The sequence below is a fragment of the Zunongwangia atlantica 22II14-10F7 genome (genome assembly GCF_002094855.1).
GTDB classification, from domain to species: Bacteria; Bacteroidota; Bacteroidia; order Flavobacteriales; family Flavobacteriaceae; genus Zunongwangia; species Zunongwangia atlantica.
On sequence record NZ_ARYN01000002.1, the window covers coordinates 270,455 to 288,978 of the forward strand.

Annotated in this window: 23 protein-coding genes; 20 read left to right on the forward strand and 3 right to left on the reverse strand. The window is 33.1% G+C overall.

Translation table 11 applies throughout. From position 1 onward, the window contains the following. The first annotated feature begins 6 nt into the window (after positions 1-6). The 11 genes from IIF7_RS03460 (at position 7) to IIF7_RS03510 (ending at position 6,928) form a co-directional block, all read left to right on the forward strand. Positions 7-672 carry a response regulator gene (locus IIF7_RS03460; RefSeq protein WP_084840278.1) on the forward strand — a complete coding sequence of 222 codons (666 nt, stop codon included), beginning with the start codon at positions 7-9 and terminating at the stop codon, positions 670-672. A gap of 185 nt (positions 673-857) precedes the next feature. Next, positions 858-1,367, forward strand: coding sequence for a hypothetical protein (locus IIF7_RS03465; RefSeq protein ID WP_084840279.1), 510 nt, complete (start codon positions 858-860; stop codon positions 1,365-1,367). Between the two features lie 150 nt (positions 1,368-1,517). Beyond that, positions 1,518-1,985: a hypothetical protein gene (locus IIF7_RS03470; RefSeq protein ID WP_139801257.1), complete on the forward strand. Its 468-nt coding sequence runs from the start codon at positions 1,518-1,520 to the stop codon at positions 1,983-1,985. After that, on the forward strand, positions 1,985-2,398 hold the full coding sequence (locus tag IIF7_RS03475; RefSeq protein WP_084840281.1) for a hypothetical protein: 414 nt from the start codon (positions 1,985-1,987) through the stop codon (positions 2,396-2,398). Before IIF7_RS03470 ends, IIF7_RS03475 begins: the two co-directional genes overlap by 1 nt. After that, positions 2,391-3,056 carry a spermidine synthase gene (locus IIF7_RS03480; RefSeq protein WP_084840282.1) on the forward strand — a complete coding sequence of 222 codons (666 nt, stop codon included), beginning with the start codon at positions 2,391-2,393 and terminating at the stop codon, positions 3,054-3,056. Before IIF7_RS03475 ends, IIF7_RS03480 begins: the two co-directional genes overlap by 8 nt. A gap of 90 nt (positions 3,057-3,146) precedes the next feature. Continuing rightward, positions 3,147-3,584 (forward strand): SRPBCC domain-containing protein, encoded by a 438-nt coding sequence (locus IIF7_RS03485; protein ID WP_084840283.1) that lies wholly within the window; start codon positions 3,147-3,149, stop codon positions 3,582-3,584. Positions 3,585-3,739: 155 nt separating this feature from the next. Continuing rightward, positions 3,740-4,687, forward strand: a complete 948-nt coding sequence (locus IIF7_RS03490; protein WP_084840284.1) for a hypothetical protein — start codon at positions 3,740-3,742, stop codon at positions 4,685-4,687. A 28-nt stretch (positions 4,688-4,715) separates the two neighbouring features. After that, positions 4,716-5,255, forward strand: coding sequence for an STM3941 family protein (locus IIF7_RS03495; RefSeq protein WP_084840285.1), 540 nt, complete (start codon positions 4,716-4,718; stop codon positions 5,253-5,255). A gap of 33 nt (positions 5,256-5,288) precedes the next feature. After that, complete coding sequence (locus IIF7_RS03500) at positions 5,289-5,741, forward strand: hypothetical protein (RefSeq protein ID WP_084840286.1); 453 nt, start codon at positions 5,289-5,291, stop codon at positions 5,739-5,741. Positions 5,742-5,818: 77 nt separating this feature from the next. After that, positions 5,819-6,217 carry a hypothetical protein gene (locus tag IIF7_RS03505; RefSeq protein ID WP_139801258.1) on the forward strand — a complete coding sequence of 133 codons (399 nt, stop codon included), beginning with the start codon at positions 5,819-5,821 and terminating at the stop codon, positions 6,215-6,217. A 132-nt stretch (positions 6,218-6,349) separates the two neighbouring features. Continuing rightward, positions 6,350-6,928 carry an NAD(P)H-dependent oxidoreductase gene (locus tag IIF7_RS03510; RefSeq protein ID WP_084840288.1) on the forward strand — a complete coding sequence of 193 codons (579 nt, stop codon included), beginning with the start codon at positions 6,350-6,352 and terminating at the stop codon, positions 6,926-6,928. Between the two features lie 310 nt (positions 6,929-7,238). On the opposite strand, the gene IIF7_RS03515 is transcribed toward IIF7_RS03510, so the two are convergent. From IIF7_RS03515 to IIF7_RS03525, 3 genes are all read right to left on the reverse strand, one after another. Beyond that, positions 7,239-7,607, reverse strand: coding sequence for a PH domain-containing protein (locus IIF7_RS03515; protein ID WP_394335065.1), 369 nt, complete (start codon positions 7,605-7,607; stop codon positions 7,239-7,241). A gap of 105 nt (positions 7,608-7,712) precedes the next feature. After that, positions 7,713-8,516, reverse strand: a complete 804-nt coding sequence (locus IIF7_RS03520; protein ID WP_084840289.1) for an alpha/beta hydrolase — start codon at positions 8,514-8,516, stop codon at positions 7,713-7,715. 28 nt (positions 8,517-8,544) lie between these two features. After that, positions 8,545-9,645 (reverse strand): SGNH/GDSL hydrolase family protein, encoded by a 1,101-nt coding sequence (locus tag IIF7_RS03525; protein ID WP_084840290.1) that lies wholly within the window; start codon positions 9,643-9,645, stop codon positions 8,545-8,547. A 192-nt stretch (positions 9,646-9,837) separates the two neighbouring features. Between IIF7_RS03525 and IIF7_RS03530 the strand changes: the two genes are divergently transcribed. From IIF7_RS03530 to IIF7_RS03570, 9 genes are all read left to right on the forward strand, one after another. Next, a complete protein-coding gene (locus tag IIF7_RS03530; RefSeq protein ID WP_084840291.1) occupies positions 9,838-10,329 on the forward strand; it encodes an RNA polymerase sigma factor in 492 nt (163 codons plus the stop codon). 4 nt (positions 10,330-10,333) lie between these two features. After that, positions 10,334-10,987, forward strand: coding sequence for a hypothetical protein (locus tag IIF7_RS03535; protein ID WP_084840292.1), 654 nt, complete (start codon positions 10,334-10,336; stop codon positions 10,985-10,987). A gap of 435 nt (positions 10,988-11,422) precedes the next feature. Then, positions 11,423-13,342, forward strand: a complete 1,920-nt coding sequence (locus IIF7_RS03540) for a S9 family peptidase (RefSeq protein WP_084840293.1) — start codon at positions 11,423-11,425, stop codon at positions 13,340-13,342. Positions 13,343-13,671: 329 nt separating this feature from the next. Beyond that, on the forward strand, positions 13,672-14,838 hold the full coding sequence (locus IIF7_RS03545; RefSeq protein ID WP_084840294.1) for an MFS transporter: 1,167 nt from the start codon (positions 13,672-13,674) through the stop codon (positions 14,836-14,838). A gap of 56 nt (positions 14,839-14,894) precedes the next feature. Continuing rightward, positions 14,895-15,551, forward strand: a complete 657-nt coding sequence (locus IIF7_RS03550) for a DUF2461 domain-containing protein (RefSeq protein ID WP_084840295.1) — start codon at positions 14,895-14,897, stop codon at positions 15,549-15,551. Positions 15,552-15,573: 22 nt separating this feature from the next. After that, complete coding sequence (locus IIF7_RS03555; RefSeq protein ID WP_084840296.1) at positions 15,574-16,992, forward strand: serine hydrolase; 1,419 nt, start codon at positions 15,574-15,576, stop codon at positions 16,990-16,992. A 225-nt stretch (positions 16,993-17,217) separates the two neighbouring features. Next, positions 17,218-17,703: a glycosyl-4,4'-diaponeurosporenoate acyltransferase CrtO family protein gene (locus IIF7_RS03560; RefSeq protein ID WP_084840297.1), complete on the forward strand. Its 486-nt coding sequence runs from the start codon at positions 17,218-17,220 to the stop codon at positions 17,701-17,703. A gap of 42 nt (positions 17,704-17,745) precedes the next feature. Next, positions 17,746-18,093: a hypothetical protein gene (locus tag IIF7_RS03565; protein ID WP_084840298.1), complete on the forward strand. Its 348-nt coding sequence runs from the start codon at positions 17,746-17,748 to the stop codon at positions 18,091-18,093. 50 nt (positions 18,094-18,143) lie between these two features. After that, positions 18,144-18,494, forward strand: coding sequence for a hypothetical protein (locus IIF7_RS03570; protein ID WP_084840299.1), 351 nt, complete (start codon positions 18,144-18,146; stop codon positions 18,492-18,494). The last annotated feature ends 30 nt before the right edge of the window (positions 18,495-18,524 follow it).

The window sequence follows — 18,524 nt, forward strand, 5'->3', positions numbered from 1 at the left end:
AAGTTTATGTTTAAGCACGTTTTAATAGCAGAAGATCTAGATAGTGTAAACCTGGCGGTACAGCAAATGTTTGAGCGTTTAGGAGTTTTTAAAATTGAAAACACACAATATTGTGATCAGGCATTTTTGAAATGTAAAAAGGCTGAACTTGATGGCGATCCTATTGAATTATTAATTTGTGATCTTAGTTTTAAACAGGATTTTAGGCAGGAAAAAATTGAAAATGGCGAAGAACTTATCTGGAAGTTAAAGAACGATTTCCCTTCCATAAAAATTATTGTACACTCTGTAGAAGATCATCCAAACACGGTAAAACGACTTTGGGAGTCTGGAAAAATTGATGCCTATATCTGCAAAGATCGTAACGGAATGCAAAACCTTAAAGATGCAATTTTAAAGGTTTACAAGAATGAAAAATATTTACCAAAATCTTTAAAAGACACATTAAAACAAGATAATATTGTACAAATAGCTCAGTATGAAGTACGCATTTTAAAGCTTTTATCTGAGGGGTTTACACAAGAAGAAATTCATCTTAAATTTAAAGAAAATGGTATTTACCCGCATAGTAAAAGTTCTATAGAAAAGCGTTTAAAAGAATTAAAAGAAGACTTTGGGGCACGTACCAATCCGCAATTAATCAGCATGGCGAAGGATCTTAAAATTATCTAAAAATTTAACACTTACAGCTGCAATTTTTACGGAAAACCGTATTGAAATACTATGTAAGCATACTAAATTTGCAATGAGAAATGCTGATAGGGACGTTTATCGAGTAGGGCGATAAACATGATCTGTTGGCATTTTCTTTTTTATTCCAATTTTCGGCTAAAATTCAATCAAAAAGCGAACAGTAAATGTCATCTATCCAATGCCCTGCCTGCAAAGAATCTCAGGAAATTAATGTTTCCAATTGTACCAATTGCAGGTTTCCGTTCACCGGGAGTACTCAGGAAAAATCAATACATATTGCCCAGTTTATCAATAAAAAAAATGTGATAAGTGATGCTGAAGAAGCGCTTTCCCGCAGCAAAAAAATCTTATTTTTAATCTCTGGATATAACTTTTTATTTATTCTGGTTTCCATTTTGTCTTCAACTATAGAAGTTGATGTTTTCTCGATTTCTATAAACCTTATTTTAGGTTTGGGCTTTGTAATAAGCGGATTGTTGCTTAAAAAAAGTCCTATGTTTTTTAGCGTTTTCCCTTTAGGCATGATCATAGGTTTGTATACCGTCAACTTTATTTTAGATCCAAATCTCGCAATGCGCGGCATTATTTATAAATTAATTATTGTAGGAAGCCTTATTTATAGTATTTATCTGTTACAAAAAGCTAAAACATTCAATAAGCAGTTTAGCGTATAAAACATAGGGTACAAATTAGATTTAATCAATTAATCTTGAGGTCTTATCTTTGCTAAAAATTTAGTTTTGATAAAGATTTTTAGAATCATTGCCTTCTTCTTATTTATAGGCTGTCACTTGGCTTTTCTCATGTCGATATTGTTTGAAAAAGTGAACAATTTTTGGCTAATATTGGGAATCCTGGTCTCTACAGCTTTAATTACCTATGCCTATTACCATAAAAATATTGAGGAAGAAGAACATTTTCTAGATGATCTTCAGGATGTTGTTTACGTAAGTTTAGGCGCTTTACTTACCTATTTTATTAGCGTAGATCTAGAATTTGGCTCGGTTATCGCCGCTGGTTTTACAGGAACATTAGTTTCGTACCTGCCTAATATGTTCCCAAAAAAAACATGGATAAAAAGAGTACCGGTTGCGGCATACTGCGGTGCATTTGTAGGAATGACGGCTCCTGCAGTATCTTTAGGCCATACTTTTATCATTTTTAGCGCGTTTTTAACGGGAGCATTATTTGTTGCAGCCAAAAACGTTTTTAATGGTTTTGGCGGAAAATTAGGAACCATTGCTTTTGGTGGTGTGGCATTATCTTCATTAATCGTATATCTTATATTTTAATGGAAGCATTTATTCTTATCGTAACCGGAATAATTGGTGCTTTAATCACCTGGTTTATTAATAATCACAAAGCCAAGGGCGCAGTTAGGGCTTCTGCCCTGCCCTCGTTAATTGTTGGTTTAATCTTTTATTTTTTTCCTAATTTTCTTTCAGAATATCTTACAAAACAAATTCCGTTAGTATTTATTGGTGCTTCTTTTGTTGGGATGGTTTCGATAAATATTATGGCTAAATGGATCTATGTGGCCATTTCTGGGTTCATTTTCAGCCTTATTTATTTAAACACGGGCAAGTTTTTTAATGGTTTTGGCGGCGCTTTGGGAACTACTGCATGTATTTCCGTTTTAGTAGCTATAGGACTCGCTAAACTTATAGAACATCGCGGAATAAAAAAGAAAAGTAAAGTTGAGTAAACTAAAGCAAATATTAAGTTATCTGTGGCCAATTACCTCTAAAAAAGACTCAGATTTTAGTGGAAAACTGGAAATTACATGGATTGATGGTAAAAAAGTTTTAGACACCAAAAACGCCAATTATTCTTACGGGACGCTTCAAAAAGTTTTAGAAAACGGCTTAAAAAATGTCGATTTTCAACAAATAAATTCGGTTTTAATTTTAGGCTTGGGTGGTGGCAGCATAGCCAGGTCACTTCAGGAAAAATTTAATTTCTGCGGAAGTATTCACGCTGTAGAAATCGACAAAAAAATAATCGAACTTGCTAAAACCGAATTTGATATTTCAGCAATCAAAAATTTGACGATTTATAATGAAGATGCATTGAGTTTTGTAAAAAACAGTAAGCAAATCTACGATCTTATTATTGTAGATTTATTTATTGATACTGAAATTCCTGATGTTTTCCTTTCAGAAGAATTTTGCCAAAATCTTATCGAAATTTGTCAAAATTCGATCTTATTTAATCTTGGTTTTAATAGAAAAACCAGAGATAAAGGTCAAAATTTGATAGGGTTCTTTAAAAACACATCTAATTTTACAGTTTTGGCTCTAGAAAAAGTTGAGGGTATTAATCGATTATTACTGGCAAAAAAGCAGTACTCCCAAAATCATTAAAAGCTGAATCACAAAATAGCGTTAAATCGAACTAAAAATCGATATCAATAAAATTGATTTTCAGTATTTTCAGGAAAATATTTCACCAAAATGAAGCCTGAAAAACCACAGATAAAAGTAAAAACCCTTATTAATAAACCGGTAGATTTTGTTTGGAACTACTGGACAAAGCCTGAACATATTGAAAATTGGAATTATGCTTCAGAGGATTGGCATTGTACTTCAGCAAAAAATAATCTAAAAACCGATGGTAAATTCTCTTGGCGTATGGAAGCCAAGGATAATAGCGAAGGCTTCGATTTTTCTGGAATTTATACTGAAATAAAAGAAAATGAACTTATCAAAAAACGACTGGATGATGGTCGCCACGTTATGATTAAATTTAAAGAAATTGATGATACAAACACAAAGGTTATTGAAACTTTTGAGGCTGAAGATCAAAACCCTTTAGAATTACAAGAGCAGGGCTGGCAGGCAATTTTAAATAATTTTAAAACCTATTCTGAACTTCAACCTCTCAATAAATAATAGTTTCGCTTTAAGCCTGATGCATTATTTTAAGAATTTTTCGACTTCAATTACTATTAAGATTGCTACAGGCTTGTGGATTCAGCTGTAACATTTCCTGAAAAATTGCTACTTATATTTTATCAAGCATTCGCTTTGTATAAAATTTCTGACGTATGCAATTTCCAAAAGAGGAAGACTTTCAAAAACAAGCCTTATTAAAGTCGAAATTAGATAAATTTCGAGCTCATTTTTTAGAGGCCAAAGAGCGATTAAATACAAAAGAAAATCGTAGTGCCCAATTAAAAAAGACTCTTGAAAAAGAACTTCGAGATGTTGAAAAGCTTGAAAAACTTAGTTTAAGCTCTCTTTTTTATAGCATTTTAGGCAATAAAGAAGAAAAACAGGAAAAAGAACGCCAAGAGTATCTAAAAGCGAAATTACAATATGATGAAGCACTCGAAGAAATTAAATTAATCGCAGAAAACATCAAAAAGCTTCAGGTAGAGATCGATCTTTTAAAAAATTCCGAAGAAAAATATCGAATCCTAGCTAAAGAGAAAGAAGAATTTTTACTCTCGTTACAAGATGACAGTTCCAAAAATTTGCAACAAATTATAGATGAAATTGCATATTTAGAGCTACAAATTCAAGAAACAAAAGAAGCCATAGAAGCTGCAAAACCTGCACTGCATTATCTAAAAGAAACCTTTAAACAGCTGGAATCTGCTGAAAGTTGGGGAACTTTTGAGATGTTTGGTGGTGGTTTAATTGTAACTGCAATTAAGCATGGCAGGATAGACGAGGCAAAATCTGGCATTTCTAAAGCGCAATTTTCTCTTGATAATTTTGCCAGAGAATTAAAAGATGTAAATATTCCAGATCGGGTTAATGGCAGCATCGATATTGGTAGCTTTAACACTTTTGGTGATTATTTTTTCGACGGACTCATTTTCGATTTTATTGTTCAGGAGAAAATTTCGAAATCTAAATCTCACGTTCAGCAGGTTTATTTACAAGTTTCTAAAATTGAACACCTACTTAAAAATAAATTGCAGGAATTAAAAAATAACATCGAAAATCTAGAAAGTAAAAAGATGCAGTTTTTAAATAATATTGAGTAAATTTATACAACAACGTTAGTTTTTCATCATGCAAATAGAACCCATATCCATCTCGTCTAACATCAAAAAACAAAATAACCTGATTATTACAGGATTGTTTTTTGTGGTCGCATCGATCATTATTTTTATTAATGCAGATCTTTATGCAAAAACCCCAGATTCTGTTGCGCCGCAAATTGTGCGGGGTTTAAGCATTTTTAGCTTTCTGTTTTTTGCAGGTATAACCGCTTATTTACTTTTTAGAAGTAAAAATGAGGATGCACTTGCTTTAAACAGTAAAGGAATTGTAGATCATACCAGCGCCAGCAGCATTGGATTGATTGAATGGGAAGATATCACTAAAATCGAACCGAAAAATATCTCTTCTGGAGAGTTTCTAATGATTACTGTAAAAGATCCTGAAAAATATCTAAAAAGAGCTTCAATATGGAAAAAGATGCTTTTAAAAATGAATGGAGCGATCGCTAAAACTCCTTTTAGTATTACCCTGAATGGTTTAAATTTGCCACCTGAAAGTGTAACTATATTAGTAAACGAAAATTACAGAAAATTTAAGTTTAACGAATAATTATTTAAGTTTCCCTAAAACTTTTCTATAAAAATGGAATTAAAAAGCATAAATCCCAGAGCTGATATTGGGCAAGATAAAAAGGCTTATAAAAGTTTTTCTCAATTCATGGGGTTTATTGAGGTACTAAAACAGCAGGATCTTAACGATGAAGTGATTGAAAAGTTAAATGCGGAAATCGATAAAATTAACGATGCACCTCTTAAAAAACTGAATACACAGATTAAAAGAAGTCAGTTAAAAATGCTTCAAATTCTTGAAAAAGAGCAAAAACTGGTTCCTAAAAATTACTATAAGAAAACATGGATGCTCTTAGGCATGTCTGCTTTTGGACTTCCGCTAGGTGCTGCTTTTGGTTTCGCTTTAGATAATATGGCCTTCCTAGGTATTGGTCTTCCTATTGGTTTATGCATAGGAATGTTAGTGGGCGCACAGATGGATAAAAAAGCTGAAAAAGAAGGCAGGCAGATGAATATGGAAATGTGATCTGGTTAAGGAATTTTCTTTTAGTTGCCGGCTTTATCTTGGTTAGCTGCAATCCCAATTATCTTAAATATAAGGAAGTGCTAAAGGAATATAGTCTGTTGATAGAATACGGAAAATATCAAAACGGAAATCCTATAAACTATCCATTCGAACTTAAAATTCAGGAATTAAATACTGATAAAACTGAATATTTGATTCATTTTACCAAAGAGGATACATTGGTTAGAATTAGGTATTTAATACAAAATGATTCGGTAAACCAAGAAATCAACTATTATTACAAGAATCAAAAACTGAAAGTTTGTACTTTTCAAGATAAAACGCTAGAGACTAGCTCGCATCATTTTTATATTAAGGGTAAGTTGGAAAAAACACAATTAAAACTTTGTAAGGATATAAGTTCACATTATTTATACTTCGCCAAAGGGCTAAAATTTCAAGATATTTTTATAGAAAATCAAACCAATGAAAACTAATATCTACCTTTCAACACTATTTTTCTGCTTTATTTTTTCCGCAAATTCTCAAAATTTATATGAAGAGCTATCAGAGCAATTATATGATTGTATCGATGTTGGTAGCAAGTTTGATAAACTACGCGAGCAATCATGAAAAAGATTTTAATAATAAACGGACATCCTGATAGTGAAAGCTTTTGTGCTGATTTAGCAATCAGTTATAAAAATGGAGCTGAACTTTCAAAAGCAGATTGCAAATTAGTTAACTTGAATGATTTAAAATTTGATTTGAATCTGCATTATGGTTATAGAAAACGAACAGAACTTGAACCTGATTTGGTACAAATTCAACAAGATATATTAGATGCAGACCATTTGGTATTTGTCTATCCAACTTGGTGGGGAACTTACCCAGCCTTATTAAAAGGATTTATAGACAGAGTATTCCTACCAAAATTTGCTTTTAAGTATCGGGATAATTCTTTGCTTTGGGATAAATTACTGAAAGGTAAATCTGCAAGACTTATTGTGACAATGGATACACCCAAATGGTATTATTCCTTGATTTATAAAAATCCTGGACACAATTCAATGAAAAAAGGAATTTTAGAGTTTTGTGGAATCAAACCAGTAAAGATTACGGCTTTTGGTCCCATTAAATCATCGAATGATAAAAAACGACAAAATTGGATTAATAAAATTGAGAAATTAGGACAAGATCAAAAATAAAACCAGCTATAGGAGAAATAGTAGTAAATTCAACGCTTGCAACCTGCTTCATATGTGTAAGGTTTTAATAATAAGTTTGAAGTAAATAGTGTTAATGATACTAATATCGAAGAATTTACCTCTGCCATAATTGCTAAATTGAGTCAAAATTATGAAAAGGCTCAGTCGATATTAAATCGAAGTGAATTAAGAATATATAGATGAATTTATATAAAAATGACCTTTAGACAAGTTGGGAAAGAATATTTCAATAATTTAAAATTTGAGAATTACCTCATCAAATAAGTTATTCTATTTTTACTGTTCCTGCCTACTTTTTATTCACAGGAGTTACTTTAATCTGACCGTCTAATTCTAAAATTTTAGTAATAAAGCTTTGATTACTAAGCGGACTTATATAGATCTCGTTATAAATATCGTACTTCAGGATTAATCCGTTTCTTGCGGTTGCAGGGCGTAAACCTATCCATAAACTTTTACCTTCAACAATTTCGGTGATTTTTTCTAACGGAATTTTACCTTTTATTGGCCCGCTTTTGTACTTAAAATAATTTGGAGTAAGCTCGTATTCGGTTCCAAAATTAAGCCATAATAATAGTCCTGCAACCAATAGCATCAAAATATCGCCAACTATAAAAACTTTGGTTTCTGGTATCTTCAGAATAAAACTGATACACAAAAACACAACAAACAAGGGCTGTAAAACCAAAGCTTAGGCTTAGAAAAAGGAAATCTTTTCGGCTTTTAAATTTCATATTTCACTATTGGGGTAGTTGGTTATCTGCTATTGGTCGGATTTTTCTTTTACAAATTTCAATAATAATGGTAAAGCTGGATAAACCATATTATGGCCATACCCATTCATTTCATAAAGATCGATTTCTTTTTGTCCTGCAACTTTCATCATTCTATAGAAATAAGCATTCTCTTCGTATCTACCCAGCATTTCCATTTCACGATCTCCTGTGATCAATAAAATTGGCGGTGCATCATTCCTAACATAAAATAAAGGCGCCCATTTATCTACAATTGCCTGCGTCCCGGGAATGCCCTGCTGATCCCGAATCGTAAAATGTGTAATGGTATGCCCACTAAACGGAATTAACCCCGCCACAGCGTTAGCCTCAATATCGTATTGGGCTAAATTTTCTTTATTCATTATTACCATTAAAGCCAGATATCCACCGGCCGAATGTCCAGAAATAAAGATCTCTTCAGTATTGCCATGATACTTTTCAATATTTTTAAATACCCAGGCGATAGCTGCAGTTGCATCTTCTATGGTTTCTTCAGCCTTTATTTTTGGCGCCAAACGATAACCTACACCTACCACAACAACTTCCTTATTTTTTAATTCCTGCGGAATTTCTTTTCCTCCACCGGTTAATCCGCCGCCATGAAACCAAACGATCACCGGATATTTTTTATTGTTATCTGAATCTGGAAAATGAATATCCAACCGGGATTGTTTTTCCATATATTCTGAAGTTGGATTTTCGTAATACTGAATATCCTTTACCTCTTTATATTGCTGCGCCAGTAGTTGAAAAGACAGCAATAAAAAGAACACACTAAATTTTAAGTTCATTTCTATTTTTTGAAAAGTTATTTCAAGATTATTCTTCAGCAGCTAAAATTTCCTCGTAAAAAGGCGTGATTTGATCTGCCATCATTTTATCTTCTTCTATCGAAGGGTGTGCGCCGCATCCAGTTTCAGGAATAGTTTCAAAATCAAAAACATGGATTTTTTTGCCTTTAGTTTCAAAATAAGAAGCCACGCTATCTAATGAGCGATGTAAAATTTCTTCCTTTTCTCCAGAGATCATAGGACTATCTAAAATGGCAATTTTTGGATTATCACGAGTATCGATAAGATGTTGAACAAATTCTATATACGCCCCAACATAATCATCTACACTAAATGCTAAACGCTCATGCTGACCATCGCCATCTGAAAGATCGTTGGTTCCTAAATTGATACTGATAAGTTCTGGATTAAAATCCTTTGCTGTGTAGGTTTTAGTAGAATCTGTACTTAAATATAAGTTATCATAAACATCGGGAACGGTTGGGCCCGTAACATTCCAGTTTCTATACATTCCCCAACCAGAAATTGAGGACAATACAAAATCGGCACCCAATCGATTTGCGGCTATCGTTGCGTAAGAATAATATGCATTATGCGCATCGAACCAGGAACCTTCACCACAGGGAAATTCTTTATTGTCATTTCCAAAACCAGAGGTAATTGAGTTTCCTATAAACTCGATTTTAAGATCTGGCTTTTTAGGCGCTTCAGCAATCTCTTTTGCTTTTATACCACTAAAAATTAAATTCCCTGTGCTTGCTTCGGTAGCTTTATATAATTCAATTAAAGTATCGTTTTTGGAAACCGGAATTTTTAATTCGTTTATGGTGTCTCCCTCTACTCTTTTCTTTCCTTTATATTCTCCGTTTATAGCCAAGGCCCAAAATGCATGTTGCTTAGGATCGTCTACTTTAGAAAAAACACTCAAAGTATCATCTTGTGTATTTTTGAAGGCAATTTTTGAAGCCGGACTAATCATTACCAGCGATGAATCTCTTTTATCTACCCTTCCTGAAATCGTAAAATGTTCAGAATCCTGAGCGGAATAAAATTTTGATGTTAAATCTTCGGTCTCTTTACAACTTGAAAAACCGGCAACTAAAGCCAGTCCATAGATTATTTTTTTCATGATGATGAATTTTGCTAAAACCTTAAACTAAATTAAGTAAAATATGTTTTTATCTGAAATCCTTTTGTAAAGAAAGTATATTATAAGCCAAACACCGCACAAAGCTTATTTAATTTGATTTTTTTCTGAAAAAAGTGTGATTTTTAAAAACAAGAAACGATTAATGATACAAAGACCTAAGAAAAACAGGTAATGAAATCGGCTAAAGAAGACATTTTACAACATATCGAAGAAAACAAAAATCTCATTTTTAAGATTGTAAATGCTTATAGTTATTATCCTGAAAAACAGGAAGATCTTATCCAGGAGATCATCATTAATCTTTTGAAGAGCTATGATAGATTTGATCATGCCGTAAAAATTACCACCTGGATGTATAAAATCGCCTTTAACGTAGTGATTTCGTATAACCGAAAAATAAAAACCAGGGAAAAATATTTTGTTCCGTTAAAAGAAAAACTTGTTCATATTCAGGAGGAAAATAAAACCGAGGAAGACGAAAACATTAAGAAACTGAACCAATTTATTCAGGAATTAAAACCTTTAAACAAGGCTTTAATGATCATGTATTTAGATGCTAAAACTCACCAGGAAATTGCGGCAGTTCTAGGAATTTCAGAAACAAATGTTGGTACTAAAATAAACCGAATCAAAAAAGAGCTAAAAAAGAAATTTAAAAAATAAACTTATGGATATCGAGCAATTAAGAGATGCCTGGCAAAATCAGGAACAAAAACTGGAAGCTATAAGAAGTTTAAACATAGCTGTTTTAAAAGAGCTAAAATTAGATAAAGCAAAGTCAAAAATTAATCAGCTGCTTTTTTTGCCTATTAGCAGCCTTGTATTTTTTAGCCTGCTTATTTCCTATGCGGTACAATTTCTTATTCGCAATTTAGAAATCTGGTATTTCGCATTTTCGGCCAGTATAGTCTTATTCTTTAGCTTTGCCTTTGTATTTTCTTCTGTTAAACAATTACATTGCATTTTGAGTTTAGATTATCAGCAACCTGTTACCATATTGCAGCGACAACTTTCAAAACTTAAACTTTCAATCCTATTTAATTTAAAGATCGCGGCAGCTATTTTACCTTTTAGTCCTTTCGTCGGAATTTTTGTACTAAAAGTTTTATTCAATTTTGACGCTACAGAATTTATTTCACTACAACAGATATGGATCTTTGCAGGAGTTACCATAATTCTTCAAATTTTAGCTTTGTTTTTTTCAGCAAAACTGAAATCAAAAAATGCTGATAAAAATTACGTAAACTGGATATTACAAGGCAATGGCAGCCAGATCGAAGAAGCAAAATCATTTTTAGCTGAAATTGAAGATTTTGAATGATAGATTATTCAGTGAACAGTCTCAGTGGCCAGTATGCAGTCGCATTTTATAGTTTACAGTAAACATAAAAATAGTTTAGCACTACTATTCCATATCTAAACTCTAATTTCTAGATTCTCATATCTTAAAATGTCACTTCGAGTGTTTTATTTTACAGCGCAGCGAAAAAATTAAATGTATCGAGAAGTCTTTTTCAGTAATCAGATGACAGTCTCAGTTTGCAGTAATCTAAAATACCCTATGCTTTAAAATCTAAAACTCCAACATACCAACAATCCAGAATACTCAAATCCCAACCAATCAAAACTTCACTTCCGCCCCATACCATTTCATAATTTATTCATTTTAAAATACTTATGATAAATTTTAAGATTATATTTAGATTTAAAATTATATTATTTCTTAGTAATTTATCAACTTCTAACCAACCAACCCATGAAAAAATTCACTACTCTTTTCCTAGTTTTTCTGTTTGTTATCTCCTGTAAAAAAGATTCTGAAGAAAAGAAAGAAGAATCTTTTAATACCTACTCTATCAATCAATTTTTTAAAAATATTGACATTGGTGGCGGTACATTTTCTGAAGATGAATCAAAACTTTTATATACTTCAAATGAGTCAGGAATTTTCAATCTCTATGAAATAACTTTAAGCTCTGGTGAAAAAGAACAACTTACAGATTCTAAAATAGACAGTTATTTTAGTGAATCTTATGTTCCGGGAACAAATCAAATTATATACTCGGCAGATCAAGGCGGTAACGAAAATTATAAACTTTATCTTTTAGAAGATGATGGTTCTTCCAGTGTTTTAACTCCAAAAGATAGTGTTGCAAATCAGTTTTTGGGATGGAGTGAGAACGATGAATTTATGTACATAAGATCTAATAGAAGAGATCTAAGATTTTTCGATTTATACAAAATGCAAATCGATACCGCTAAACAAACTAAGCTGGAAATACTGTATGAAAATACTGAAGGATTGGATCCCAATGCCATGTCTCAGGATGAAAAATATATTGCATTGGTACAAATGCTTACCAGTGCCAACGGTAAAATGTACTTATTTAATACTGAAACTGGAGAAACTGAGGATATAAGTGTACACGAGGGTGATGCTTTATACGAACCAGAATTCTTCAGCAAAGACAGTAAATCCCTATTTTATCTTACCGATGAGAATTCAGATTTTGTATATCTGGCAAAAAGAGATCTGGAAACCGGGGCGGTTGAAAAACTCTACGAAACAAATTGGGATGTTTGGTATGCTTATGATTCTGAAAACGGAAAGTATCGGGTAATTGGTATTAATGAAGATGCCAAAACAAAAGTAATTATTTTAGATAATGAAACAGGCAAAGAGGTAAAATTACCCAAGATTGAAGGTGGAAGTATTTCTTCTGTAGAAATTTCGAAAAGTGAAAAACTTATTCGGCTAACAGTAAGTACATCGGCAACGCCTAGTAATTTATTTGTCTATAATTTTGAAACCGAAGAACTAAAACAACTTACAAATACCTTAAACCCAGAAATCGATAAAGCAGATTTGGTTGAAGGAAAAGTGGTGAGATATACATCTTTTGACGGCCTGGAGATTCCTGCCATCTACTATCAACCAAAAACAGCTTCTGAAGAAAATAAAGTGCCCGCACTAGTTTGGGTACACGGTGGCCCGGGCGGTCAATCTAGATTAAGTTATTTTACACTAATACAATATTTAGTGAATCATGGCTATGCAATACTGGCCGTAAATAATAGAGGAAGCGGCGGCTATGGTAAAGAATTTAATCACTTAGACGATCAAAAACATGGCTCTGAAGATTTGCAGGATTGCATAAAAGGCAAAGATTTTCTTATCGATACCGGAGTAATAGATGAAGACAAGATTGGTATTTTAGGTGGGTCTTATGGCGGATTTATGACGATGGCTGCTATGACCTCTGCACCAGACGAATTTAAAGTAGGTGTAAACCTTTTTGGTGTAACCAACTGGCTTAGAACGCTAAATTCTATCCCTCCTTACTGGGAAGCTTTTAGAACGGCGCTTTACGACGAAATGGGTGATCCAACAACAAAAGATTCGGTTAGATTATACGAAATCTCGCCTCTTTTTCATGCAGATGAAATTAAAAATCCGGTTATGGTTTTACAAGGTCTAAACGACGTTAGAGTAATACCAGAAGAATCTGATGAAATTGTTGCTGAAATTAAGAAAAACGAAGTTCCGGTTGAATATGTTGTTTTTGATGATGAAGGCCACGGTTTTATGAAAAAAGAAAACGAAATTGAAGGCTATGGAAAAATTAAAACCTTTTTAGATAAATATTTAATGGAAGTAAAAGAGGTTAAAGACTAGGATTTATTGGGCAATTGAATTGGCAGTTGCAGTTTTCAGTGAACAGTCTCATTTTACAGTAAATATGAAATAGTGTTGCATTATTTATCCATGTCTTAGCTCTATTTTCTAGATTCTAATATCTTAAAATGTCACTTCGAGTGTTTTAATTTGTAGCGCAGCGAAAAAATAAAATGTATCGAGAAGTCTTTTTCACTGAGCAATTGGCAGTCTCAATCTTCAGTGAGCAGTCTCAGTAGACAATAGACAATAATTTAAAATTCCAACTTACTAACAATCCAAAATTCTAACATACCAAATATGCATATCTTTACCCAACAAAAAAATACATGTTGGTTAAAAGGAGAATTCTCCCGCTTATCGTAATTGCTCAATTTTGCTGTACTTCCCTTTGGTTTGCAGGAAACGCGGTGATGAATAATCTTATTACCAACTTTCAACTACCAGAAGAAACCTTAGGTTTATTAACCTCTGCGGTGCAATTTGGGTTTATTTTAGGGACGCTGCTTTTCGCCATTCTTAGCATTGCCGATAGGTTTTCGCCTTCAAAAGTATTTTTTCTTAGTGCTCTTGGCGGTGCACTTTTTAATTTAACGAGTATTTACTCCCAAAATACGATAGAAAGTTTACTCCTTTTACGATTTTTCGTCGGCTTTTTTCTAGCCGGTATTTATCCCATAGGCATGAAGATCGCAACAGATTTTTTTCAAAAGGGATTAGGAAAATCCCTGGGATTTTTAGTCGGTGCGCTGGTTATTGGGACCGCTTTTCCGCATTTACTTAAAAGTTTAACGGCTAATCTTCCGTGGAAGTCGGTATTAATTGGCACCTCGATTTTGACCGTTTTAGGCGGACTTTTAATTCAGTTTTTTGTACCTGACGGTCCGTTTAGAAGTGCCAGTAAATCCATAGATCTAAAATCATTTTTAAAGGTTTTCAGGAATAAAAATTTTAGAAGTTCAGCTTTTGGCTACTTTGGGCATATGTGGGAATTATACAGCTTTTGGGCTTTTGTTCCCGTCATGCTAGAATTATATGCTGAAATTCATCAAACCAGCTTCAGATTTTCGCTGTGGTCATTTTTGATTATTGGAGTTGGCGGATTGGCTTGCGTATTGGGCGGATTTATTGCTGAAAAAAAAGGAACTAAAAAAACGGCAATTTCAGCATTAGCCCTTTCAGGAATTTGCTGCCTTGTTTCTCCCCTTTTCTTCAGTATAAATTCCGTAGAAATTTTCATCGCTTTTCTTTTATTTTGGGGAATTATGGTGGTTGCAGATTCACCATTATTCTCTACTCTGGTGGCGCAAAATGCAGATCCAGAAGTAAAAGGAACGGCACTAACCATCGTAAATTGTCTTGGCTACTCTATAACGATCTTTAGCATTTTATTGCTGAATTTTCTTGCTGAAACAACAAATAGCACCGCTATTTTTATGATTCTGGCTATCGGTCCTATTTTAGGATTAATAGCACTGAGGAAGAAATTTGATTGAAGCAGGATTTTGCTGAAAAAATGTACTAACTTTCCTTCCTAAAAGGAGCTACAACTATGGATTTTGATAAAATTTTTCACTTTTTAATCGATCTTCAAATCAATAATAATAGAAATTGGTTTAATGACAATAAATCAAGATATGAAGAAGCTAAGGACGAGTTTCTGCAATTTTTGGGAGACTTTTTACCACAGTTAAAAGCGCTAGATCCACAAATAAATGTAGACGATCCTAAAAAATGCATGTTCAGAATTTACCGAGATGTTCGATTTTCTAAAAATAAAGCGCCTTACAAAACTAATTTTGGAGCTTTTTTCGCAAAAGATGGTCGTAAAAGTGGGCACGCAGGCTATTATATGCATATTGAACCCGATCATTGTTTTATTGGCGGCGGAATTTACAAACCTGATTCCCAAAATTTAAAAGCGATTCGACAGCATATTTATGATTATTCTGAAGATTTTAAAAATATCATTGAAAACAACCAATTTCAATCTTATTTCCCTGAAATTCATGGCGAAAAATTAAAAAGAGCTCCAAAGGATTTTCCGAAGGAATTTAAAGATGTCGAATTGCTAAAGCATAAAAGCTATGCTATGATCCATCCTGTTTCGAACGAATTTTGGGCGCAAAAAGACCTTGAAAAACAATTGCTGAAAATCTATAAAATTCAGCTTCCTTTTAATCATTTTCTAAACGAGGCGGTAGATTAAGCTAATTTAAAATTCAATTTAGATGCGAGTTAGGTTTTTGCTTTTTGGTCTTTTTAGTTTTTTTTCTAATCTGGTATTTAGTCAACAGATCATTTCAGATTCCGTCGAAAATGAAATTTTAAGACGTACTGAACTTGAGATTAATCCGAGTATTTCAATAGGTATATTGTTGCCTTCAGGAGAAACGAAGTTTTATAATTATGGGCAAATCGATACTTCAGGAGAGACAGCTACTAACTTAAGCTTGTACGAAATTGGTTCAGTAACAAAAACCTTTACCGCCTGGCTTGCTGAAATTTATTTAGAAGACCAGCTTGATAAGTCGATCGCAGATTTTTTTCCAGAAATCGAAAATGAATATTTAATGCTTGTAAAAGTAAATGAGCTAAGAAATCACAAATCTGGTTTGCCTAGATTGTCTAATCAATTTTCACCTAAAGACTGGTCTGATCCTTTTAATGGCTACAGCAATACACTTTTAGAAACCGAACTACATAATTTAAAAATCGATACAAGTAAAACCTGGAGCTACTCTAACTTTGGTTTTGGTGTTTTGGGAAGAATTATAGAAAAGAAAACTGTAAGTGATTTTCCAGATCTCTTTGGTGAATTATTTCAGGATAGCGAAATGTATCATAGTCACTTAGAACATGCTACTGTAAATAAAAAACTCCTGGTGCAGCCCACAAATATTGGCACCAAAAATAAAAACTGGAAATTTACAGGACCTAGCCGGTATGCTGGTGGTTTGATAAGTTGTACGCAAGATCTTGTTAGCTATTTAAAATTTCAGAAAGAAAATAACGATCAGTTTCAAGCACCAAAAATTGAAAATCTGCATGTGACCGGAATCGACGATCTAGGTGTAAACAACCTGTTTTACAAGAATGGATGGTTTGTTTTAAAACCAGAAAATTCTACAGAAATTTTATTGCATAATGGTGGCACAGGTGGCTATACTTCATTTGTTGCATATAACAAGAATACGAAAACTGGTGTGGTGGCGCTTTCTAATTCGGTTAGTCTGGTTGATGATATTGGTTTAAAGATCATTTATCCTGAATTTAAATTAAATCACCCCAATCGCACCATCGCTTACGACCTTGCCGATGCTATAGAAAGAAAAGAAACTAATGATCTGGTTGGACAATATTATAAGCTTAAGAATGAGAAAAATCCAAGCAACATATTAGATATTTATTGGTTAGAGCGGCTTAACTTCGGAAATAAAAACTGGAAAATAAGCGCGCAATTAAGCGAGATCATGACTCGAGAATTACCCGAAGACTGGGAAGTTTGGGACATTAAAGGCCAAAATCTAGAAAAATTAAAAGAATATAAAAAAGCCGAAATAGCTTATCAAAAAGCTTACGAACTTAATCCTGAAAAAGGAACTTTGCTGGAAAATATAGAGCGATGCAGAAAATTGCGTCAGAATTAATCCTTTTGGCCAATTGGGAAAACTCAAATCACAATGCTATTTCGCATAAAGTTTTTTCTGTTTATTCTGTATAGCATCTGAAATTCAATAAAATCTGACTCACTATTTTTAACAGAAAAATATATATTTTCAATCTAAAATTCTACTTTTTAGACCTAAGATTGTTTAATTTAGTAAAACCTAAGCTACTGGACACCTTGGGTTTTAACCTCGATTGATCTTTCGATGACTTTGAAATATATCACTTTTAGTATATCTATTTGTTTCATTTCCTGGATCGTTGGAATGATCGTAAATGCGGCGCTCAGAAAAACGGAATTCTACGGAAAACTATCTAATATTAGCCTGGTAAAAAGTAGAAAACTGAATAAATTTATTGGTTTGGGTGCTTTTAAATGGATCGTAAAAAACACATTCTTCAAATTTTTTAATCCCAAGCTGCAGTTACAATCTAAAGCCACCACTAAAGAATTGATCGAATTAAGACAGGAAATGACTATTGCCGAAATTAGTCATTTTATCGGCTTTTTATTTGTGATGATCTTTGCCATAATTAAAGTAATTAGAGCGGAATTTTTGTTTTCGCTTTGGATCATTTTGGTCAATATTTTAATGAATTTATATCCCTCACTGTTACAACAGGAAAATAAAGGCAGAATCGACCGATTTTTAAAGGTACTTTCTAAAAAAGAGGCTAAAAGAATCGCATGATCTATCAATTAACAATGAAATAATTAATCATCACGATTTTATATGAATAAAAGCTTCTTTTTAATCTTATGCGCCTCATTTTTAGCGACTCCGCTCTTTGGACAGGAACTGAAAGCGACGTATTCCGCAGAATTAATTACTGATTTATTTTCGCCAGATTCGGTTCCAAATCCTAACTACGAAATTATGTTAGACCAGATGAATTTTCAGAATAAAAAGGCGGCGGCCGAAATTAAATTCATCGTAATTTCAGATAACAAAAAGTATCAGGTTACGGCAGAATGGCCAGAATATCTTCAGTTTTTTGAAACAGCCTACAATCTTGCTCAAACCAGCATCATAAACAGCAAATTTATCGCCAGCGACATTCAGCAGAAAAAATCGTATTAAATTCCCAGGGTTTTGGAGTTTACCAGGCAGGTCGCAGCAGATAATGTAAAGTGGCGTATTACAGAAACTTCGAAAAAATAAATGGATATACCGCAATTTTGGCGCTGCCAGAAATCCTTAACGAAAACGAAGAATATCAAAAATTTATTCCTGAAGAATGCTGGTTTATTCCTGAAATTGATTTTGTTGGTGGCCCAACTGCTTACGCCACACTTCCCGGTTTGATCGCCGAATATAAAACCGATAGTTTTATCCTGAAATTAGAAAAAATAGAATTCGGGGATTTTGATTTTAAAAAATTTGATCCTGAAAAACTGGCGATAAAACATCATCTGAAATTCGTTGAATTTTACAAAGAATGGAATAAAACTCACAAGCCTGGCGGCGGACTAAAAAATTAAATCTGAAAAATAATTCTTATTGATTACTAC